The organism is Lysinibacillus sp. NPDC097162 (assembly GCF_044762185.1).
Lineage (GTDB): Bacteria > Bacillota > Bacilli > Bacillales_A > Planococcaceae > Lysinibacillus.
Map to the genome: position 1 here is coordinate 272,808 of NZ_JBIWDT010000001.1, position 20,782 is coordinate 293,589.

19 protein-coding genes are annotated in these 20,782 nt (G+C 36.3%); all 19 read left to right on the top strand.

Annotated elements, in window-relative coordinates:
- The first annotated feature begins 62 nt into the window (after positions 1-62).
- The 19 genes from ACIQXW_RS01300 (at position 63) to ACIQXW_RS01390 (ending at position 20,657) form a co-directional block, all read left to right on the top strand.
- Entirely contained in the window at positions 63-1,181 is a 1,119-nt protein-coding gene (locus ACIQXW_RS01300; RefSeq protein ID WP_401020303.1) for a glycosyltransferase family 4 protein, read from the top strand.
- Between the two features lie 60 nt (positions 1,182-1,241).
- Positions 1,242-2,423 (top strand): glycosyltransferase, encoded by a 1,182-nt coding sequence (locus tag ACIQXW_RS01305; RefSeq protein WP_402759454.1) that lies wholly within the window; start codon positions 1,242-1,244, stop codon positions 2,421-2,423.
- Positions 2,420-3,766: a hypothetical protein gene (locus ACIQXW_RS01310; protein ID WP_401020299.1), complete on the top strand. Its 1,347-nt coding sequence runs from the start codon at positions 2,420-2,422 to the stop codon at positions 3,764-3,766. The genes ACIQXW_RS01305 and ACIQXW_RS01310 overlap by 4 nt, the downstream gene beginning before the upstream one ends.
- Before the next feature lie 4 nt (positions 3,767-3,770).
- A complete protein-coding gene (locus ACIQXW_RS01315; RefSeq protein WP_402759456.1) occupies positions 3,771-4,808 on the top strand; it encodes a glycosyltransferase family 2 protein in 1,038 nt (345 codons plus the stop codon).
- Entirely contained in the window at positions 4,805-6,313 is a 1,509-nt protein-coding gene (locus tag ACIQXW_RS01320; RefSeq protein ID WP_402759458.1) for a lipopolysaccharide biosynthesis protein, read from the top strand. The genes ACIQXW_RS01315 and ACIQXW_RS01320 overlap by 4 nt, the downstream gene beginning before the upstream one ends.
- 89 nt (positions 6,314-6,402) lie before the next feature.
- Complete coding sequence (locus tag ACIQXW_RS01325) at positions 6,403-7,524, top strand: acyltransferase family protein (protein ID WP_402759459.1); 1,122 nt, start codon at positions 6,403-6,405, stop codon at positions 7,522-7,524.
- A gap of 156 nt (positions 7,525-7,680) precedes the next feature.
- Positions 7,681-8,478: a TIGR00282 family metallophosphoesterase gene (locus ACIQXW_RS01330; RefSeq protein ID WP_340825743.1), complete on the top strand. Its 798-nt coding sequence runs from the start codon at positions 7,681-7,683 to the stop codon at positions 8,476-8,478.
- Between the two features lie 278 nt (positions 8,479-8,756).
- The gene (locus ACIQXW_RS01335) at positions 8,757-9,023 is read left to right on the top strand and encodes a stage V sporulation protein S (RefSeq protein WP_010858535.1); all 267 of its coding nucleotides are present in this window, start codon (positions 8,757-8,759) and stop codon (positions 9,021-9,023) included.
- 692 nt (positions 9,024-9,715) lie between these two features.
- Entirely contained in the window at positions 9,716-11,455 is a 1,740-nt protein-coding gene (locus ACIQXW_RS01340) for a 2-oxoacid:acceptor oxidoreductase subunit alpha (RefSeq protein ID WP_401020289.1), read from the top strand.
- Entirely contained in the window at positions 11,455-12,321 is an 867-nt protein-coding gene (locus ACIQXW_RS01345; RefSeq protein ID WP_402759461.1) for a 2-oxoacid:ferredoxin oxidoreductase subunit beta, read from the top strand. Before ACIQXW_RS01340 ends, ACIQXW_RS01345 begins: the two co-directional genes overlap by 1 nt.
- A gap of 575 nt (positions 12,322-12,896) precedes the next feature.
- On the top strand, positions 12,897-13,355 hold the full coding sequence (locus ACIQXW_RS01350) for a hypothetical protein (RefSeq protein WP_402759462.1): 459 nt from the start codon (positions 12,897-12,899) through the stop codon (positions 13,353-13,355).
- Between the two features lie 278 nt (positions 13,356-13,633).
- The gene (locus ACIQXW_RS01355) at positions 13,634-14,008 is read left to right on the top strand and encodes a 2-oxoglutarate ferredoxin oxidoreductase subunit beta (protein WP_340825738.1); all 375 of its coding nucleotides are present in this window, start codon (positions 13,634-13,636) and stop codon (positions 14,006-14,008) included.
- Between the two features lie 255 nt (positions 14,009-14,263).
- Positions 14,264-15,352 carry an ABC transporter substrate-binding protein gene (locus ACIQXW_RS01360; protein WP_402759463.1) on the top strand — a complete coding sequence of 363 codons (1,089 nt, stop codon included), beginning with the start codon at positions 14,264-14,266 and terminating at the stop codon, positions 15,350-15,352.
- Complete coding sequence (locus ACIQXW_RS01365) at positions 15,342-16,181, top strand: alkaline phosphatase family protein (RefSeq protein ID WP_402759465.1); 840 nt, start codon at positions 15,342-15,344, stop codon at positions 16,179-16,181. Before ACIQXW_RS01360 ends, ACIQXW_RS01365 begins: the two co-directional genes overlap by 11 nt.
- Positions 16,182-16,239: 58 nt before the next feature.
- Positions 16,240-17,082, top strand: coding sequence for an ABC transporter permease (locus ACIQXW_RS01370; RefSeq protein ID WP_340825734.1), 843 nt, complete (start codon positions 16,240-16,242; stop codon positions 17,080-17,082).
- Positions 17,082-17,867, top strand: a complete 786-nt coding sequence (locus tag ACIQXW_RS01375) for an ABC transporter permease (protein WP_402759467.1) — start codon at positions 17,082-17,084, stop codon at positions 17,865-17,867. Before ACIQXW_RS01370 ends, ACIQXW_RS01375 begins: the two co-directional genes overlap by 1 nt.
- Positions 17,864-18,865, top strand: coding sequence for an ABC transporter ATP-binding protein (locus tag ACIQXW_RS01380; RefSeq protein WP_402759469.1), 1,002 nt, complete (start codon positions 17,864-17,866; stop codon positions 18,863-18,865). Before ACIQXW_RS01375 ends, ACIQXW_RS01380 begins: the two co-directional genes overlap by 4 nt.
- Positions 18,862-19,644, top strand: a complete 783-nt coding sequence (locus ACIQXW_RS01385; RefSeq protein WP_340825731.1) for a DeoR/GlpR family DNA-binding transcription regulator — start codon at positions 18,862-18,864, stop codon at positions 19,642-19,644. Before ACIQXW_RS01380 ends, ACIQXW_RS01385 begins: the two co-directional genes overlap by 4 nt.
- On the top strand, positions 19,644-20,657 hold the full coding sequence (locus ACIQXW_RS01390; protein ID WP_402759470.1) for a histidinol phosphate phosphatase domain-containing protein: 1,014 nt from the start codon (positions 19,644-19,646) through the stop codon (positions 20,655-20,657). The genes ACIQXW_RS01385 and ACIQXW_RS01390 overlap by 1 nt, the downstream gene beginning before the upstream one ends.
- Positions 20,658-20,782: the final 125 nt, after the last annotated feature.

Consider the following 20,782-nt stretch of genomic DNA (forward strand, 5'->3'; position numbering starts at 1 on the left):
AAGTAGTACGTAAAGATGCTGGCACGATAGTAGGTATTAAACATATAAGGGGACAGTTTGGGATGAGAGTCGTTTTTATGAGAAGTAATCCAATTTCTCCAGATCCGAGAGTTGAAAAAGAAGTGGACAGCCTTAGAAAAAATGACTGGCATGTTCAAATTTTAGCATGGGATAGAGATAGTAAATATAACGCAAAAGTAGAATTTTTGAAGCGAGCTCATACAATTAAAATTACAAGGTTTGGCATCCCTGCTACATTTGGTGGAGGATTTAAAAAAAATTTCTTTCCACTATTGCGCTTTCAGCTAAAGCTATTCCAATGGCTACTTCAAAATAAAAATACGTATGATATTATTCATGCTTGTGATTTTGATACAGCATTTGTAGGTACAGTATGTGCGAAAATACTCCGTAAAAAAGTCATTTATGATATGTTTGATTCCGTTACTGCCCCTTTCCATGGACCTGCAATAATAGGGAAAATAGTTGAAAAAATTGATAGAGCACTATTAAATAGTGTGGATGCTGTCATTATTTGTACAGAAAAGCGAAGAGGGCAAATAGCTAAAGCATCACCGAAAAAAATTGAGGTTATTTATAATACTCCACTGCATGTGGATTTAAAATATGATTTAAATTTGAATCACGATAAAGTAAAAATTGTCTATGTCGGCATACTGGCAAATGAAAGGCTCATTAAGGAACTAGTTGAAATCGTAAAAAATAATCCACACTACGAATTGCATATTGGTGGATTTGGCGAGTATGCAGACGAATTGGCACAAATGGCACTGCAATATGACAACATACTTTTTTACGGAAAAATCCCATATGAAAAAACATTAGCATTAGAAAAAAGTTGTGATATTATGACCGCCATTTATGATCCTGAAGTTTCCAACCATTATTACGCAGCACCAAATAAATTTTATGAGGCACTGATGCTTGGCAAGCCATTAATTATGGTAAAAAACACAGGCATGTCTGAAGTAGTGGCAGAAAATGACCTAGGTGAGCTAATTGATTTTAATCAAGAAAGTCTACAAAAAGGTATTGAAAAGCTAATAGAGCGTAAAAAAGAATGGCCAGAAATTTCACGTAAAATGAAGCTGTTATATGAGGAACAGTATAGCTGGAATGAGATGGAGAAACGCATTATTACATTATACAGCAATTTATAGCAGTAGAAGCTATTTGAAAATTTTACAGTAATATTGGTTTCTAGGGGGTCTTGGGAAGAGATGAAGATACTATTTGTTGCGCAAAATTTTCAGATGGGCGGTATACAAAAAGCTTTAATTAATACATTGAAAGAAGTGTGTGTCGATAAGCAATATGAAATAGATGTGTTTACATTCGGTAAAGGCGAACTCATAAAGGACATCCCCTCTAATGTGCAAGTCAATATTGGAGGTTTACTATTACAGCTAATTGCTACCCCGTTTTATGTAGTGAAACAGAGAAAGAACTTGTGGCATATCCTCTTACGAATACTATGTATGTTGATCGTACGCGTGATTGGTTCAAACAATTTTTATACATTACTTTTTAAAATGCATCGCCATCAAAAACAATATCATATTGCTATTTCTTATTTTAATGATGCACCAAATAGTTACTTTAACCAAGGCACGAATTTGTTTGTAGATAAATTTGTAAGAGCGGATAAAAAGTTTGCGTGGATACATACAGATCCATTAAGGGCGAACTTTAATTACGAAATATGTGTTAAAACCTATCAGAATTTCGATAGATTAATATGTGTTTCTGAAGCATGTAAGCAAAACTTGGTTAATTTTCTCCCCCAATATCAACATAAAATACAAGTAGTCTATAATTTTTTCCCAATAGCAGAAATAAAAGAACTAGCAAAGCAATATCCACCATTTGAAAAAGGAACATTGGATTTATTATCTGTTGGGCGAATGGATAATGCTACTAAAAGGTTCGATCTCATTCCACACATATGTAAGCTTTTAAAGGAATCCTCTTACAATCAATTTCATTGGCGAATTATAGGCGATGGGCCAGATTTACTTTTTAATAAACAATTAGCGCTTGAATTAGGGGTAGAAGATGTAGTTGAATTTGTCGGTGAATGTCATAATCCGTATCCATTTATTAAACAGAGCGATGTTTTAATATTAACTTCAGCGTATGAAGGGTATCCGATGGTAGTAGGGGAGGCATTAATATTAGCAACGCCGGTTATTACCACAAATTTTGCGGCAGCAGGTGAGCAAATACACGATGGTTGCAACGGTTTGATAACAAATGGACAGGTAGAAGATCTGTATGCCGTCATTGCCAATGTAATCAACAATGGCGATCGTCTCCAGAAGATGAAAAAATATATTGAAGAAAATCGCTATACAAATCGAAAAGCACAAGAGCAATTAGTATTGGAGTTTGATCGAAAATGAAATTAAAAAATAAAAATTTCAGTATTTGGATCTGTGTTATTTCCAGTATATTTGTCGTGTTAAAAATGTATACAGGTAGTAATCTATTTCTTTTTATCTTTATTAGTTTAGTAATTACGGCAATGTTGTTGGATAAACAACAACATCGAATTGATTATTTACTGTTTTTTATTTCATGGGTGTATGTTATTAAGTTCGATTTAACGAGCTATTCACTGTTTGTTGTACTTAGTTTTGTTTATATTGTTTTAAGTGTCATGACACTGTTTATGCAAAACAAAGGGATTTCAACACAGCTTGTCATCACCTATGTTCTTTTTGTATGTTTTGCTGTCCTGGCAACGGTGTTTAATAGCGGTAATGTTATCGAAGTGTTGGGCTTTGTATTAAATTATAGTGTGATCTTTTTTGCTGTTCTGTTCATCGATTCAAATACTTATTTTAGAAGATATACGTATGTGTATGCAATAGGCTTACTAATTGCTGCAATCGTTCGCTGGATAAGTTTTTCTGTTCAATCGATTGACAGCTTTATTGAGTCAATGACAATTGTCAATACAGTTAAGACGACAAGTGCCATTAATACAAGGTTTACGGGTTTAGATTTAGATCCGAATTATTTTAGTTTGCAAATTCTTATAGCGATTGCTTGTTTATTAGTTCTTTTTTATTACGATAGAAAAATGGAAATTAAGCCGATTGTGTTCATCATTGTATTAGCGATATTCGGAATATTTACTTATTCCAAAATGTTTATCATCACTTTTATAGCATTCATTTTATTGACATTCATCATGTTCGTTAAAAACAATGTAAAAACAGCATTCCAGTTCGCTTCGTTTATGCTAGCGATTTGTGGTGTTCTACTATTTTTTTTTTACGAGAAGTTATTCGAAATTTATTGGATTCGATTTTTTGGAGCAGGAACATCAACAGATGCTATTACAACTGGGCGATTAAGTAGCTGGAATATGTTTGCAGCGGAAATTTTACAAAGTACGAAAATATTCGTTATTGGGGCTGGTTTTGGTACGAGTTTCTCCAATGCAAAAATGGCCCATACGATGTACTTATCAACTCCTTATTATCTTGGGTTAGTGGGCATCGTTCTTGCACTACTATATATTGTAAGCTTAAATAAAGTTCTTCGTCAAAATATTGGTAACAGCGGAAAAACAAACTTTCAAATATTAGCGGTCAACGCTATACCTCTCTATATTATGTTAATTGCTAATGCTGTACTTGATTCTTTCGTAATGGATTATTTCCCTTTTCATATTATGTTAATTATGTTTGCGTTAACGCTTCGGAAAAATCAGGAGATAAGTATGGATGGGAGGTGAGGCTATGCCATTTTTAAGCATTATTGTGCCAATCTATAATGTTGGGCACTATTTAAAAGAATGTATAGATAGCATCTTGAATCAAAAATTTGAGGATTTTGAGCTAATATTGGTGAATGATGGATCAACGGATAATAGTTCCAAAATATGTGATGACTATGCCGAGCACGATCCAAGAATTGTTGTTATTCACAAAAAAAATGGTGGGCTTGTCAGTGCGCGAAAAGCAGGTATACTTGCCGCTCATGGCAAGTATATTGGCTATGTAGATAGTGATGATTGGATTGAAGCAGACATGTATCAATCATTATGTGGTGCAGCAAAGGTACATGATGTTGATATTGTCATTTGCGATATCGTAGAAAATTATCCAACCCAAGAAGTAAGACGAACACAAATGGTTGCACCTGGATTGTACAAGAAAGAAAGGTTGGAACAAGAAGTCTATCCGATTATGCTATATGCAGGTGAATATTATAAGTTCGGATTATTTCCTTCTGTGTCCAATAAAATCTTCAAAAAAACGCTTATCAAAAAATTTCAATTGAATGTTGATGATACAATCCGCATGGGGGAAGATGTAGCCTGTACATATCCTAGCTTACTTGATGCGGACAGTATTTATATATTAGACAAACAATATTTATATCATTATCGCCAAAGTTCCACTTCTATGACAGCTAGCTATGATCAAACATTTTTTGAGAAAATCCTCATTTTATATGGGCATTTAAAATATTTTACACGTAGTAATGAAAAAACAGCACCTAATTTTACAAATCAACTTCAGTATTATTTTATCTATTTAATTATTACAGGGGTTAATAATGAATTTAATCGACAAAATGTTAAGAGCTTGCGTGAGAAAAGGGCCTTTATCAAAAAAATGATGAAACAGAAAGATATCAATGAGGTGTTACAGGCTATTTGTACAAATGATTTACCATATAAAACGAAAATGTACATTTGGTTATTGAAGAAACAACAAATTTTATTATTATATGCATTGATTGAGATGAAACGAAGTAGAAGTGGCTCATGAGAACAAAGAAAATTATATTAAATTTATTTTCCAATGTTATGTTGCAAATTGTTTCGGCGGTTATTAATTTTATTTTGCCTCGTTTATTTATGACGACTTATGGCTCCGCTACAAATGGACTAGTTACGTCGATTAAGCAATTTTTAAGTTATTTAAAAATTGTAGAAGCGGGAGTTGGCAGTGCATCCATTGCAGCACTGTATAAACCGTTGGCCATAAATGATAAAGAACAAATAAATGGCATTCTTTCAGCAACACATTATTTTTACAGACGTTCGGGTACTATATTTGTTGTATTAGTAGCCCTATTAGCTATCTTCTATCCGCTAATAGTAGCAAAAGAAGTGAGTCCACTTACAGCTTTTTATATGGTGCTTATTTTAGGAATTAGTGGTGTATGGGAGTATTTTTTAATTGGAAAATATTTAGTGCTCCTAACTGCAGATCAAAAAAGCTACATTCTTTTTCGAATACAAACATGTTTATTGATCGCTAGTACCATTTTATCCTTATTTTTTTTAACACTTGGTTTTTCAATCGTTGTTGTTGTTGGTAGTTCTAGCATGCTGTTATTACTAGATATTCTTTTTTTAAAAGTATATGTCCAAAAAAAATATCCGTATTTCAATAGTAAAGTAAAGCCAAATACATCAGCAATTAAAAAAAAGTGGGACGCTTTAATCCATCAAATTGCCTCATTAGTTGTATTTAATACGCCGTTTATTTTAATTACTATTTTTCTTGGTCTTGCAGAAGTTAGTGTATTTACGGTGTACAATATGGTATTTAATGCTGTTACATTGTTTATTTCAGCTTTTTCTGGTGCGATGTTAGCAGCCTTTGGAGACATACTTGTAAAAGAAGATCGAGATACACTTCAAAAACATTTTCATCATTTCGAATACATTTTTTTCGCAGTCGTAGCTTTTGGCTATACATGTACAGCCATTTTAATTTTGCCTTTTATAACTATTTATACAGCGGGTATTGAGGATGCAAACTATATAAGACCGTGGTTAGCGGCACTCTTTGTAGTTGTAGGCATTGCCAATGCTATTCGAATTCCTGCGAATACATTAGTCAATTCGGCTGGGCATTTTAAAGAGACAAAAATTCGTGCCATTATTGAAGCGGTCATAAACTTTTGTGTCTCCTTTGTTTTAGTACAATTTTTAGATGTTGAAGGCATTTTGATTGGAGCACTTTGTTCTTATGCATATCGTACATGTGATTTAATACTTTATACGTCTAAAGTGATATTAAACACTTCAGTCTACGTTACCGTTAAAAAAATTTTACTAAATAGTATTTTGGCATTCATCGCAGCATTACCATTTCTATTTTTTATCGAATTACATATTGTAAGTGTCATGACTTGGTTTGTTGCAGCTATATGCATTTCTGTATGGACAATGACTGTTGTTTTTGTTGGGAACTTTATTTTCCAACCTACAACGATGCGAGACATTTTGCTGCACTTAAAGCGTGTCATTTCCAACGACTAAAAAGCTTTCCCTACGTTTTTAAGTAAGTTAGATAACCTAGATTACTAATTAAAAATAAGTTTAATTGCTTAGAAATGGCAGGTGGGAAGATGAAGCCAGTTGTTAAGGAAATATTTTTACTAAGGTTTGTAGCCTGTTTGGGAATTGTTTTAATGCATAGTGTCACTTTAGTGTTAGACATATACGATATAGAAGAAAATACTGTGTTTTTTGTACTGACATCTCTTCAATTAGCATTAATGTTCGGGACACCTGTCTTTATTTTTATTTCGGAATTTGTGATTGCCTATTCCTATTCAGATGAATTGCCAAAAACATTTTATAAAAAACGTTTTTCTTATATTTTTCTACCTTTTATTTTTATAGGGATTGTAGATGCAGCCCTTCATTCCATTAACATAAATAGTATTGATTTTGAAAAAAAGGTTTTATTAAATTTTTTCGAAGGTGATTTTCACGGCTATTTCATTATCATCATTTTTCAGTTTTACTTTTTGCATCCATTATTTGTGAAATTTATCGTTTCAAAATATCCAGCCTACCAAGTCATCATCACAGCATGTATCATTAATTTTGCCTACCTAGCCTTATTCAATTTTTTTGACCCATTTAAGTATTTATATTTTCTTCCTTATATAGAAGTGGAATGGACTGTATTAAATAAGATGCCATTTCCTGCTTGGATCGCCTATTTCGTAGTGGCCTATTATTGTGGTAAAAATTATGAGCAGTTTATTTCGTTGCTCCATCGCTTTCGCTATGTATTACCAAGTATTTGTTTACTCATGCTAGGTATTTTACTCGCTAGTCAATGGTCTGGATTAATTACTGAAGTTCACTCAAAAAGAATTGATGTTATTTTTTACACATTGAGTGTAGCTTTTTTATTGTTTTTTATCGCCAGCAAAATAAGAAACATGCCTAAATTAATTATTTTCATTAGTCGGTATTCTTTTGGCATTTATTTGCTACACCCACTTTTTAATATCATGCTGAAAAGTTTTTTTACGAAATATATAGATGTATTAAGCGCTTCTACAGTTATCGTCAGCACGTTTTTCATCAGTACGGTATGCTCCATTTGCGTTACATATTTACTGAACAAATGGAAGTTCGGACCTTATTTAGTAGGTCAAGTGCATGCTAAGGAAAAAGCAACTAGTAACAAAATTAGAGCGAGTAAGACAAAGCAATTAGTCAATCATCGTTAATAATGTGATTGCTCTTTTGGTGAAAACGAATAAATTTAAAATTTAGATGCAAGCAACATAAATCTGACGCGAATTTTTCCTTTTATTTTTGCGATTGACGAAGAAAAAATGGTAAACTCTAATGAGTGTTATTGATAGAAAGAGTGGTTTTGTAAAATGAAAGTACTATTTATTGGAGATATCGTCGGTTCAATTGGCCGAGATGCGGTTGAAAAATATTTACCACGATTAAAAAAGAAATATAGTCCAGATGTAGTTATTGCAAATGGTGAAAATGCTGCAGCGGGTCGTGGGATTACACGTAATATTTATAATGATTTATTACAAATGGGTGTAGATGTTATTACAATGGGTAACCACACTTGGGATAATAAAGATATTTTTGATTTTATTGATGATGCTGATTATTTAATTCGACCAGCGAACTTTTCGACTGATGCACCAGGTAAGGGTATGGTGCAAATTTCGAAAAAGGGTGTTACGTTATCTGTTATCAATTTACACGGTCGTGTATTTTTGCCACCGCATGAAGATCCGTTTGCAATGGCAGAGAATTTAATCGAAGAAGCGCGTAAAACGTCGCCACTAGTATTCGTGGATTTCCATGCCGAAGCGACAAGTGAAAAAATTGCGCTTGGTTGGCACTTGGATGGCAAGGCATCGGCAGTTGTAGGAACACATACGCATGTGCAAACAGCTGATGCGCGTATTTATCCTAATGGTACTGCTTATATTACGGACGTCGGCATGACAGGACCATATGATGAAATTTTAGGGATGACAAAGGAAAGTGTTATTTACAAATTCCAAACTAATATGCCGTCACGTTTTGAAGTACCAAAAAAGGGGCGCGATGTGTTAAGTGGCTTTTATGTTGATATTGATGATAAGACAGGGAAAGCTGTTAATTGTGAAAGAATATATATTAATGAGGACTATCCGTTTCAAGCTTAATGAAAACTACTGTGCATAAATCATGCACAGTAGTTTTTTTTTTACCTGCTGCTTTGGTGGATAAACCGTTGTAAATAGTAGGTTTATTAGTATTAAAAATGAATATATACCAATAAAAACATCAAGGAATTAATCAGTTTACAATATATCAGAAATGAAAATAGTCTATTTTCATTTTACTGAGCATAAAATGACCTACGGACAATAACTTGAGGTCCAAAAAGGGGGACATGAGTTATTGAGCGTAAACACTATTCGCGAAACGGGGAGGAATAATTGTGGATTCATTAAAAGTATCATCACGCTCTAATCCAAATTCAGTTGCAGGTGCATTAGTCGCGGTAATCAGAGAAAAAGGGCAAGCAGAAATGCAGGCAGTTGGGGCAGGTGCACTTAACCAAGCCGTGAAAGCAGTGGCCATCGCACGCGGATTTGTAGCGCCAAGTGGCACAGATTTAATTTGCGCACCGGCGTTTGCCGATATTTTAATTGCTGGTGAAGAACGTACAGCCTTAAAGCTGCTAGTAGAAAAACGTGTTCGATAATTAAAGTAGAACTTTAATCGGTGGGGGGTGACCCCACCGATTATTAGTTAAACAGTGGAGAAATTCATTTCACTATAAAGATGTACAAGCCCTATCACAAAACTTCTTTTATGGATGAGCGTCTAGTGCTCGTTCCTCTAGAAGGCAATGTGATAGGGCTTCTTTGTGCCTATCTTAGTGTCCAATCTTAGTGTCAGGCACCGAAACAATTCTGAAATTTCTAAATGAGTGCCAGTCACCCAAACAATTCTGAAATTTCTAAATGAGTGTCAGGCACCGAAACAATTTTGAATTTTCATGTCAAAGCCAGTAGTGTTAACTAAGTAAAAATCCACGCAGACTCCTGCGGGAACGCACGCAAGGTAAGACGGAACAAACGACGCGATAGCGACGGTTGCGGCTTACATCGTGCCCGCGGAAAGCGAAGTGGATTATTACGTTATAAGAAGCCGTTATTATGCATTTAGCATTGCCTAAATCCAAAAATAAATGTCCATTCATGCACTTGAAATCAGCAAGTTAATTTTTTATACTTAATTGATTTGAAAATTACAACTTTTTGAACAACATTTTCAGTCAAAGGTCTGAATTTCGCCCAATTCATTGAATAACAATAGTGCAGACCGTTTCTTCGTGTTAAACTTATGAAGGAAAAAAATAATAGTATACATTGGATTTAAGGAGTTGTTGAGATGTTACATCAGCTTTCGTGGAAAGTCGGTGGGCAGCAAGGTGAAGGGATTGAGAGTACAGGTGAGATTTTCTCGATGGCAATGAATCGTTTAGGTTATTTCCTTTACGGTTATCGTCACTTCTCTTCTCGTATAAAAGGTGGCCACACTAATAATAAAATTACAGTTCGTCCAACAGAAGTACGTTCCATTGCGGATGATTTAGATATTTTAGTGGCGTTCGATCAAGAAACAATCGACGTCAATTATAAAGAACTAACAGAAAAAGGCATTATTTTAGCCGATGCAAAATTTGATCCTGTAAAACCAGACGATTCAAAAGCACCACTATTTGCTGTACCTTTTACAGAGGTGGCGGCAGAGCTTGGTACAACGTTAATGAAAAACATGGTAGCAATCGGAGCGACTGCATCTCTTCTAAACTTAGAAGACGCTGTGTTCCAAAATGTTGTTGATGACATCTTCGGCAAAAAAGGTGAAGAAGTTGTTCAGAAAAACATGGAAGCAATTGCACGCGGTCATGAAATGATGAATGAACAATTAGGCGATCGTATTGGGGAGTGGGCATTAGCTCCAGCTGATGGTAAACGCCGTATGTTCATGATTGGGAATGATGCAGTAGCACTTGGTGCACTAGCTGCTGGGACACGCTTTATGGCGGCATACCCGATTACACCTGCGTCAGAAATTATGGAATACCTCATTAAAAAATTACCTAAATTTGGTGGTGCGGTTATTCAAACAGAAGACGAGATTGCTGCAGCAACGATGGCAATCGGTGCAAACTTTGGTGGTGTACGTTCATTTACAGCGTCAGCAGGTCCTGGTCTTTCTCTAATGATGGAAGCAATCGGGCTTTCAGGTATGACAGAGCAACCACTAGTTGTTGTAGACACACAACGTGGCGGTCCATCTACTGGTTTACCAACGAAACAAGAACAATCGGATTTAATGGCGATGCTTTATGGTACGCATGGTGAAATTCCGAAAGTGGTAATCGCACCTTCAACTATGGAAGAAGCGTTCTTTGACACAATCCAAGCGTTTAATATTGCAGAGGAACTACAGTTACCTGTTATTTTAATGACGGACTTACAATTATCTCTTGGTAAACAAACTGTTGAACCATTCGATTATAAAAAAATTGAAATTCGTCGTGGTAAAATTGTTACAGACGATATTGAAGCTTCAGCAGATAAAGCTTACTTCAAACGTTATGAAGATACAGAAGACGGTATATCGCCACGCGTATTACCAGGTCATTTAAACGGTATCCATCATGTGACAGGTGTTGAGCATGATGAAACAGGGAAACCATCTGAAGCAACTGGCAACCGTCGTACACAAATGGACAAACGCTTCCGTAAGCTAGAAGCATTGAATTTTGATACACCTGTTTATAAAAATGCGCCACATGAAGAAGCGGACGTTTTATTAGTAGGCTTTAACTCAACACGTGGAGCAATTGAAGAAGTACAAGAGCGATTAAATGCTCAAGGCATGAAGGTGAACCATGCGCATATTCGCTTAATTCACCCATTCCCATCGGCTGATATGGCACCTCTTGTGGAGAAAGCGAAAAAAGTAATCGTTGTAGAAAACAACTACACTGGTCAATTAGCGAACATCATGAAAATGAATATTGGTGGTCACGGTAAGATTGAAATGATTACAAAATATAACGGTACACCATTTTTACCAGGTGAATTAGAAAATAGAGTGAAGGAGTTGACTCGCTAATGGCAACGTTTAAGGATTTTCGTAATACAGTGAAACCAAACTGGTGCCCAGGTTGTGGCGACTTCTCTGTACAGGCTGCGATTCAACGTGCAGCAGCAAACGTAGGCATAGAACCAAATGAACTAGCAGTTATTTCTGGGATCGGCTGTTCAGGTCGTATTTCAGGTTATATTAATTCATACGGTTTCCATGGCATTCATGGTCGTGCATTACCGATTGCACAAGGATTAAAAATGGCTAACCGTGATTTAAATGTTATCGCTTCTGGTGGTGACGGAGATGGCTTTGCGATTGGTATGGGGCATACGATTCATGCCATTCGTCGTAACATCGATATCACATATGTTGTAATGGATAACCAAATTTACGGTTTAACAAAAGGCCAAACATCTCCACGTTCGGCTGCTGGATTTATTACAAAATCTACGCCAGGTGGTGCTATTGAGCCATCGTTAAAACCATTGGAAGTAGCATTAACAAGCGGTGCTACATTTGTGGCACAAGGCTTCTCAACTGATATTAAAGAATTAACAGCTTTAATTGAAGCAGGCATTAACCATAAAGGCTTCTCATTTATCAATGTATTTTCACCATGTGTTACGTACAACAAAGTAAATACGTACGATTGGTTTAAAGAAAACTTAACAAAGCTTGCTGATATTGAAGGCTATGATAATGCTGACCGTGGTATGGCAATGCGCACTGTAATGGAGAATGAAGGCTTAGTTACAGGGATTATTTATCAGGATAAAGAAACTACTTCTTATCAAGAAAAAGTTCCTGGTTACGCTGAGCTACCTTTAACAGATATCGATATTCAAATGAGCGAAAATCAATTCAATGCACTTGTGCAGGAATTTATGTAAGTAAAACTTCTTAAAAGAAGCTGGGACAAAGAGAAAAAGTGTTAGATTGATGGCAGTCAATCTAACACTTTTTTGTTATGTCGTTTATGTCCGCTACAGGGATTGCTCTCCCCAATCCCCAACCGTTAAGCTGTTGATTTCACTAGTACATCGTCATTCATTAATATTGTTACATGGATGGGTGAAGTTCTTGCCCTCTTACATAATTATTTAGCATATCGTTTTTTAAACCTTACAAAACAACACTAGCTATAAAAATTAAAAATAAAAACAGCATCACTATGAATCGCACCAAAGCATGCCTAATTTCTGCATTACTTTCTGCTATTTTCACTTCTTTTCTATATTTGAACCAACTAAATAATAATGCAATTGTCATAAGAATAAATATGTAAATCTTCATAAATTATAATCATTCCTCTCATTAAATTATTTAGTTATAAAAAATAATGAGTATACAACAAGTTAATCAATTACAGCTTTAAATTTCATATTTTAATAAGATATCTCTAATTCCTTTAATAATATATCTATAGTGTTTATCAATCAATTCAATGTTTGCCTTAGTTTTTGCAATGACTGGTTTATATTCAACTAATGCAGATGCTGCATACTACAACAATTCAGTTTTAGTTAAAGGGTCTGCAAATTTTAATGGATACTTAGTTCCTGTGGAAGATTATTATTTAACAAATGTGGATGCTGTCCAACTTGCAAACAATCTTGCGCCAAGTACGGTAGGTTGGATATTAATTGGTGTGGGTTTTGTTGTTAATAGATATGTTGGTGCCACTTTATCTATTGCTCACCAACAAGCCTCAGATATGTCTGGACAAATTAGGGCTATAACAGATAAAGGAGGAGGAGTATGGATTGAAAATCGAAAAGATCCTGTTTGGGGACATAAAATCGATATTAGGAGTTGGAATAATGCGGATAGATGGTCTCTGAATGATTTATCTCAAGGACGTTATCAATATCAAAATTATAGTTATGAGTTAATAAGTGATATTACTGCTACTTATTCGTATTAAAATTTGGCGTTTCTGAAGAATACAAATAGTTAAGGCCCTACATATGTGTATTCATATGAAAGGTCTTTTTGAAGATTATAGGAGTAGCTTCATTACCATTACCAAAATGGAGCTTTGTAAAAAAGACAAGCTTGCAACGGAAATCAACGGATACTTGCATGTTCCATCAAGTATCCGTAACAAAATTTTTAATAGTAGAAATTCATCAATGATTAATAGGGGGCGTGCGCGGGTAAAATTATATGAAAGAATGATACAATAAAAGAAAAAAAGAGGCGATGTTCGTGAATAATATCATTGATTTTATTGCGAAAAAAAAGGAACGTGAAGAACGGCAACGTGCTCTAGATTTAGAACGGTATGTTGCGACTCAATGTAAATTCCATCAGCCAGAAAACATAGATGCTCTTGTTGATGGTAAAGTAATTGAAGTGAAAGATCATACTTTGTTTTTAGGTTTTTTATCTATTTTAAAAGATGAACAAATTGAGCCACTTCACATCTTTCAGGACGTTTTTTCATTAGAGCCAAGCCGTTTTGAAATAGCCTATAACATGAAATGGTGGTCGGTTGTTCAGCTTGCTTTTACATTTTTAACGATTTTAAAGGAAAATGAACCGCATACATATGCAGATTTTCTAGGACTAACTTGATTTATCTGGGGTATGTGCACGTCTGATAAACGAAACAAACGTGTGCATACACAGCTGGATTCCTCTTTTCAACTCAAAAAATACAATCATCTTTACAATTCCTCTAATACTTAAAAAAACTTCACATATATTTATAAATTCTCAATAATGTTTACGAAATATTTTTAAGCCATCCATACTTGCTTAATGTTTGTTTTATAAGATTACTGTTGTAAGCAAATAAAAATAAACATAAACAAATGGAGGGTCCAACTCATGGCAATTCAAAAGTTATGGAAGAAAGGCTTAATCGGTGCATTAGCAATTTCAATGTTGGCAGCTTGCTCGGACAGTTCTTCTAATTCAAATGGGGTCAATAGTGATGCATCACTTGATGAAATTACTGAAAAAGCGAAACAAGAAGGAACGGTTAATTCAGTCGGTATGCCAGATACATGGGCAAACTGGGTAGAGACTTGGCAAGAGCTTGATACTGAATATGCCATCAAGCATCAGGATACGGATATGTCGAGTGCAGAGGAACTAGCGAAATTTGAAGCTGAAAAAGATGATGCTACTGCTGATATTGGGGATGTAGGAATTGCCTTTGGACCAATTGCCAAGGATAAAGGCCTAACATTACCATACAAAACCTCTTATTGGGATGATATTCCGGACTGGGCCAAAGATGATGAAGGCCATTGGATTGTTGGCTATACAGGTACAATTTCATTTTTAACAGATACAAACAATGTGAAAAATGCACCAACCTCTTGGGCGGATCTTAAAAATGGAGATTATCATGTCAGCATAGGGGATGCTTTAACAGCAAACCAAGCACAATTTGCGATATTAGCCGCGGCAATGGCTTTCGGTGGTGATGAATCGAATATTCAACCGGGCATTGATTTCTTTACGGAATTAGCGCAACAAGGACGTTTACAGGGAGATCCGTCCGTCGCTAATTTAGAAAAAGGGGAAATCGATGTGGCAATCTTATGGGACTTTAATGCATTAGGCTATCGTCATCAAATTGATGAACAGCGCTTTGATGTAGTAATTCCATCAGAAGGCTCTGTAACATCAGGCTATGCCACAGTAATAAATAAGTATGCGAAAAACCCTTATGCTGCCATGTTAACTCGCGAATATATTTTATCGGATGCTGGACAAGAAAATTTAGCAAAAGGTTACGCACGACCAATTCGTGAAAATGTGAAGCTTTCTCAGGAAGTAAAGAATTTATTACTGCCAGCAGAAATGTATAAAAACGCACAACCAGTTAATGATCAAAAGCAGTGGGAAGAAACAACAAAGCAAATTCCACAAATGTATCAAGAGCAGGTATTAATTCATGCCAAATAAAAAAGTCGCTCTTATTGTCATCGATGCACTTCGATTTGATACGGCATGTACACACATGGGATTTATGCAACATTTAGTAGAACGTAATATAGCTTCGCGTTTCGAGGTCCGTTCTGAAGTACCGTCTTTATCGAGACCTTTATATGAAACTATTTTAACGGGCACACCACCAATCGTTCATGGTGTAACGAGTAATATGACGGTGCGCTTATCGACACAAAGTAGTTTATTTCATTTAGCGAAAACGAATGGTCTTTCTACAGCAGCAGCAGCTTATTATTGGGTCAGTGAGCTTTATAATCGCTCGCCATTTCAGCATATGGAGGACCGTTTACAATTCGAGACAAAGCTTCCGATTGAGAATGGCTTGTTCTATTTTGAAGATCATTACCCTGACAGTCATTTATTTGCGGATGCAGCGTGGTTAATGAATCAAAAACATCCGGATTTCTTATATATTCACCCGATGAATGTAGATGATGATGGGCATAAGTTTACAGCAAACTCAGCGCAATATCGTAATCGCGTATTGGCTGTGGATGCACTATTGTCGCTATTTATTCCAAAATGTATGGCACAAGGGTACGAAGTGATTGTAACGGCAGATCATGGGATGACAAGTGATGGCAATCATGGCGGGTCAACGACTGAGGATCGGCATGTACCTATGTTTGTAATTTCCCAAGCTGTTAAAGCAGGTATAAAAGATGGCGTGGTGTCTCAGCTACAAGTAGCACCTCTCTGTTGTCACTTAATGAATATAGAGCCTTCTGAGGAGATGGTTCCACTATTATTAGAGGGTGTACAAACATTCCAACAAACTAATTAAAAAATAAAGACGCGTGCATGTCAGATTTAACGTTTATCCATTTTTAAGTTAGAAAGAAGTGGTAGTTTTGATATCTAAGAGGCAATCTTTTGCCTGGCTTACACCTTTCCTGTTACTTGTAATGTTATTTTTCCTAGTGCCATTACTGTACATGCTCGTTACGAGCTTTAGTAATAGCGAAGGATTTACGTTAGCGCAATATAAATCCGTATTAACGAATAATTATATTTTACAAGGATTTAAAAATAGTGTGACGTTATCTGTCATTTCGGCAGTAGTTGCGCTAATCGTTACGTTGTTTGCAGTTCATGCGATTATGCACTTTTCGCAGCCGGTACGGGAGAAAATTTTAATAATAACAAATTTAACTTCAAATTTTTCAGGTATTCCTTTAGCTTTTGCGTTTATTGTCTTGCTTGGTAATAGTGGACTATTTACGTTGCTATTTGAAAAATGGGAAATAGGTGCATTATCGTCCTTTTCCCTTTATAGCTGGAGTGGTTTATTGCTCATTTATATTTATTTTCAACTGCCTTTAGCATTGATGCTGCTGTATCCAATTTATGATGGCATACAGCAGCAATGGAAGGAAGCAGCTGCGCTTTTAGGTGCATCGACTTTTCAATTTTGGATAAAAATTGGTATTCCCGTTATGTTACCAGGTATTGTTGGAACCTTTAGCGTGTTATTTGCCAATGCAATGGGTGCTTATGCATCTGCATACGCCTTAACTAGTAGTAATTATAATTTAGTTGCTATACGAATTGGAGCACTGATTAAGGGAGATATTTTTGCTCAACCCGAGTTGGCAAGTGCCATTGCAGTATTGCTGGCAGTAACGATGGTGACCGCAATGCTAATAAGTGAATGGAGCATAAAGAAAACAAGGGGGAAATTGTAATGAAAAAAAGAAATTTTGCTAATAGCGTTTTCCTCCTTTTAATGTTGTATTTGCTATTGCCGATAGTAGCGACAATGCTTTATGCCTTTTCATCCAAGTGGCATAAAACAGTTTTTCCCGAGGGATTGACATTTAAGTGGCTTGCTACACTGTTCCAGGATGCAGCATTTATGCAGGCATTTGGACGTTCGGTCTTGCTTTCTGGAGGTGCAGTCGCCATTGCATTATTCGTCATTGTGCCTGCGATATTTGTCATTGTTTTATATTTTCCAAAGTATGAAAAATGGATTCAAGTGGCAGTCGTTATGGTGTATTCATTTCCTGGAATAATTTTAGCCGTTGGATTGATCCGCGTATATTCAACAATAGGTGTACCGATGATTTTGGTCGTATTGGGCGCCTATGTGATTGGTATTTTGCCATATATATATCAAGGGACTCGCAATAGCTTGCGTAATATAGATGCAAAGCAACTGTTAGACGCAGCACAATTATTAGGTGCAACTAAAACGCAAGCATTTACAAAAATACTGTTACCAACCGTTTATCCGGGCTTGTTTGCTGGCGCATTATTATCGTTTTCAGTGCTTTTCGGAGAATTTGTACTAATTAATTTAGTAGTCGGCTCGCGCTTTGAAACTGTACAAATTTATTTAATGAAAAAGCTAAGTACGAGTGGTCATATTGCCAGTGCGGTCGTCTTTATTTATATCGTTCTGATGGGCTTATTAACTTTCGCTATTGCGATATTAACGAATCGTTCGAAAGGTGCGACAAATGTATGAGCTATATTGTAATTGAAGGACTTCATAAAAAATATGAACAAACAACTGTCTTATCAAATATCGAAATGACAATTGAAAAAGGTCAATTTATTACACTTTTAGGGCCAAGTGGCTGTGGGAAAAGTACTATTTTAAGAATTGTTGCGGGCCTAACGGATGCAACAGCAGGAAAAATACAAATTGAAGGAAAAAATATGGGCGGCATCCAGCCGAAAGAGCGCCAGGTCGGGATGGTATTTCAATCCTACGCACTATTTCCGAACATGACCGTCAAAGAAAATATTGCGTTTGGCTTGCGAATGCAAAAAATAAATAATGCAGAAGTGGAGCATCGGGTGCAGGAAATTCTAGCGATCGTGCATTTGACAGAAAAGGCGAATGCATATCCAAATGAATTGTCTGGTGGTCAACAGCAACGAGTAGCGCTTGCACGCGCACTTATTGTACGACCTAAAGTGTTGCTTTTAGATGAGCCGCTAAGTGCGCTTGATGCGCAAATACGCAAAAAATTACAGAGCGATTTACGTGCAATCCAACGACAGCTTGGGATGACAATGATTTTAGTAACCCATGATCAGGATGAAGCTATGGCTGTATCAGACAAAATATTTGTTATGAGCAATGGGGAAATTGCGCAAAGCGGCACACCGACAGAAATTTATACGAATCCGAAAAGTGAATTTATTGCAAATTTCATTGGTCATTATAATGTTTTTCCACGACAAGTGTTAGAGACGATGATTGGAACGAAATTGCCTGGTAATAGTGGGAAGTTTGCCATTCGACCAGAAGCTGTTCATGTCGAGATGAAGGATGGAGACTTTTGTCTTTTAGGTGTAGCGACACAGTCGTTAATGAGTGGTAACATCATTCGTACAACTTTAGAAGGCGACTGTACATTTACAATGGAACAGTTACATCAGCGTGGGCAAACGCTTGAACTAGGTAAAAACTATAAGTGTTACGTGGCGAAGGAAGATGTGATTGCACTATCATGACGTATGCTAAAATTGAACGGTTTGAATTTATATTAAAGCAATTAGAGCTCGATGGAAAAATTATTGTGGCAAATATCGCAGAAGCATTGTTCGTAGCACCTGAAACTGTTCGTCGGGATTTGGATGAGCTAGAGCAGCAACATCTATTGACGAGAGTGCATGGTGGAGCAATTAAGTATACAAATGTTCGAACAGAACCTGCATTTTTACGGAAATTACAAATGCAAAAAGAGGCAAAGTGTATCATTGCTCGGCAGGCTGCGATGCGCATATGTGATGGGGATACGATTGCAGTTGATACAGGGACGACGACAGTGCACATTGCAGATTACTTAATGGCAGTGGATGATATTACTGTTGTTACTCATTCCATTGCCGCTGCTGCACAATTTAATCTCGCTATTGAAGAAAGACGGATGACAGGGAAAGTTATTTTATTAGGTGGAACAACAAACCCTAGACAAGCTTCGGTTGCTGGTGCAATGACATTAGAATGGTTAGGCAATATGAATTTCGACAAAGCGTTTTTATCTTGCGGTGGCATGAAGGATGGCATTGTGTATGACTATGATTTAGATGAATCACTGATTTCCCAAAAGATGCTACAGCAAAGTAAAAAGACAATATTATTAGCAGATGCATCAAAAATTAATGGCCATTCATTTTATCAAATCTGTCATTTAGCACAATGTACGGAAATAATGTGTGATATTGCTTGCCCAGAAGACTGGCAAGTATACGAAGAACAGTGGACAGTATGTAGTGGGGGGAAAAGTTAATGACAATTGATTACCATGTGCATTTAGAGGAGGGGCCCTATTCTTTCCGTTGGCTGGAACGAACATCTCGCGCGATATCGCATTTTCATGAGCCTAGAAGTACTACTAAAGGTTCCAAAGCGTTGGTTGAATGGCAAGTGTCAGCATTGGCTAGTCGATTACATAATGGCTGCTATAGTGAAGAATGGCTTGACCTATATTTACAAAAGGCAAAACAACTTGGTTTACGAGAGGTTGGTATTGTCGATCATTTGTATCGCTTTCATGAGGCTCGCTCCTATTTTGAACAATATATGCAATTAGATGATTCACAAGAAATCGGTCGACTGCAACGATACTGGCTAGATAGTGTGATGACTGAAAATATGGACGATTTCGTATTAGCGATAGCACAGGCAAAGAAAAAATGGCGTCAGCATGGTGTCGAGTTAAAGCTAGGCATTGAAGCGGATTACTTTGTAGGTGGCGAGACGCAATTGGCATCGCTACTAGAAGGACACCCTTGGGATTATGTGATTGGCTCTGTTCATTTTGTAGATGGCTGGGGCTTTGATAATCCACAAACAGAGCATTTATTTGCTAATATGGATCAAACAACATTGCAAAAAAACTATACGCAGTTTTTTTCAACGGTCGTGCAAATGATACAGTCTAACATGTTTGATTTTGTGGCTCACTTAGATAATTTTAAAGTTTTTCATTATCATGTTGAGGATGAGGCGTTTAATCTTTTATGGTATGAACAAATCGCACGAGCGCTTGTTAACACACAAACGGCTACGGAAATTAATGCAGGGTTATATTATCGCTATCCCGTCCAAGAAATGTGCCCAGGTCCATTGTTTTTGCAGATTTTAGTGCAACGAGGTGTAGAATTTACCGTTTCTTCAGACGCCCATTTCCCTGATGATTTAGGAAAATATACGTTTGCCAATACTGATTTGCTAAAGAGCTTAGGCGTTCAACACCTAGTAGGGTTCGATCAACGCACAAAAAAATATATAGAGTTATAACAAAAATCACCGTTGATAATGTCATCGGTGATTTTTGCTAGGTATCTATGCTAAGTATCATGCATTTAAACAGTTATACTTGTTGTTGGCAGCGAAGGGGGTGACTCCTGCGGGAATGCACGCAG

Bases quoted from the DNA above. Each gene is read 5' to 3' on its own strand.
- ACIQXW_RS01300 (WP_401020303.1), top strand. From the start codon at position 63: ATGAGAGTCGTTTTTATGAGAAGTAATCCAATTTCTCCAGATCCGAGA.
- ACIQXW_RS01305 (WP_402759454.1), top strand. From the start codon at position 1,242: ATGAAGATACTATTTGTTGCGCAAAATTTTCAGATGGGCGGTATACAA.
- ACIQXW_RS01310 (WP_401020299.1), top strand. From the start codon at position 2,420: ATGAAATTAAAAAATAAAAATTTCAGTATTTGGATCTGTGTTATTTCC.
- ACIQXW_RS01315 (WP_402759456.1), top strand. From the start codon at position 3,771: ATGCCATTTTTAAGCATTATTGTGCCAATCTATAATGTTGGGCACTAT.
- ACIQXW_RS01320 (WP_402759458.1), top strand. From the start codon at position 4,805: ATGAGAACAAAGAAAATTATATTAAATTTATTTTCCAATGTTATGTTG.
- ACIQXW_RS01325 (WP_402759459.1), top strand. From the start codon at position 6,403: ATGAAGCCAGTTGTTAAGGAAATATTTTTACTAAGGTTTGTAGCCTGT.
- ACIQXW_RS01330 (WP_340825743.1), top strand. From the start codon at position 7,681: ATGAAAGTACTATTTATTGGAGATATCGTCGGTTCAATTGGCCGAGAT.
- ACIQXW_RS01340 (WP_401020289.1), top strand. From the start codon at position 9,716: ATGTTACATCAGCTTTCGTGGAAAGTCGGTGGGCAGCAAGGTGAAGGG.
- ACIQXW_RS01345 (WP_402759461.1), top strand. From the start codon at position 11,455: ATGGCAACGTTTAAGGATTTTCGTAATACAGTGAAACCAAACTGGTGC.
- ACIQXW_RS01350 (WP_402759462.1), top strand. From the start codon at position 12,897: ATGACTGGTTTATATTCAACTAATGCAGATGCTGCATACTACAACAAT.
- ACIQXW_RS01355 (WP_340825738.1), top strand. From the start codon at position 13,634: ATGTTCGTGAATAATATCATTGATTTTATTGCGAAAAAAAAGGAACGT.
- ACIQXW_RS01360 (WP_402759463.1), top strand. From the start codon at position 14,264: ATGGCAATTCAAAAGTTATGGAAGAAAGGCTTAATCGGTGCATTAGCA.
- ACIQXW_RS01365 (WP_402759465.1), top strand. From the start codon at position 15,342: ATGCCAAATAAAAAAGTCGCTCTTATTGTCATCGATGCACTTCGATTT.
- ACIQXW_RS01375 (WP_402759467.1), top strand. From the start codon at position 17,082: ATGAAAAAAAGAAATTTTGCTAATAGCGTTTTCCTCCTTTTAATGTTG.
- ACIQXW_RS01380 (WP_402759469.1), top strand. From the start codon at position 17,864: ATGAGCTATATTGTAATTGAAGGACTTCATAAAAAATATGAACAAACA.
- ACIQXW_RS01385 (WP_340825731.1), top strand. From the start codon at position 18,862: ATGACGTATGCTAAAATTGAACGGTTTGAATTTATATTAAAGCAATTA.
- ACIQXW_RS01390 (WP_402759470.1), top strand. From the start codon at position 19,644: ATGACAATTGATTACCATGTGCATTTAGAGGAGGGGCCCTATTCTTTC.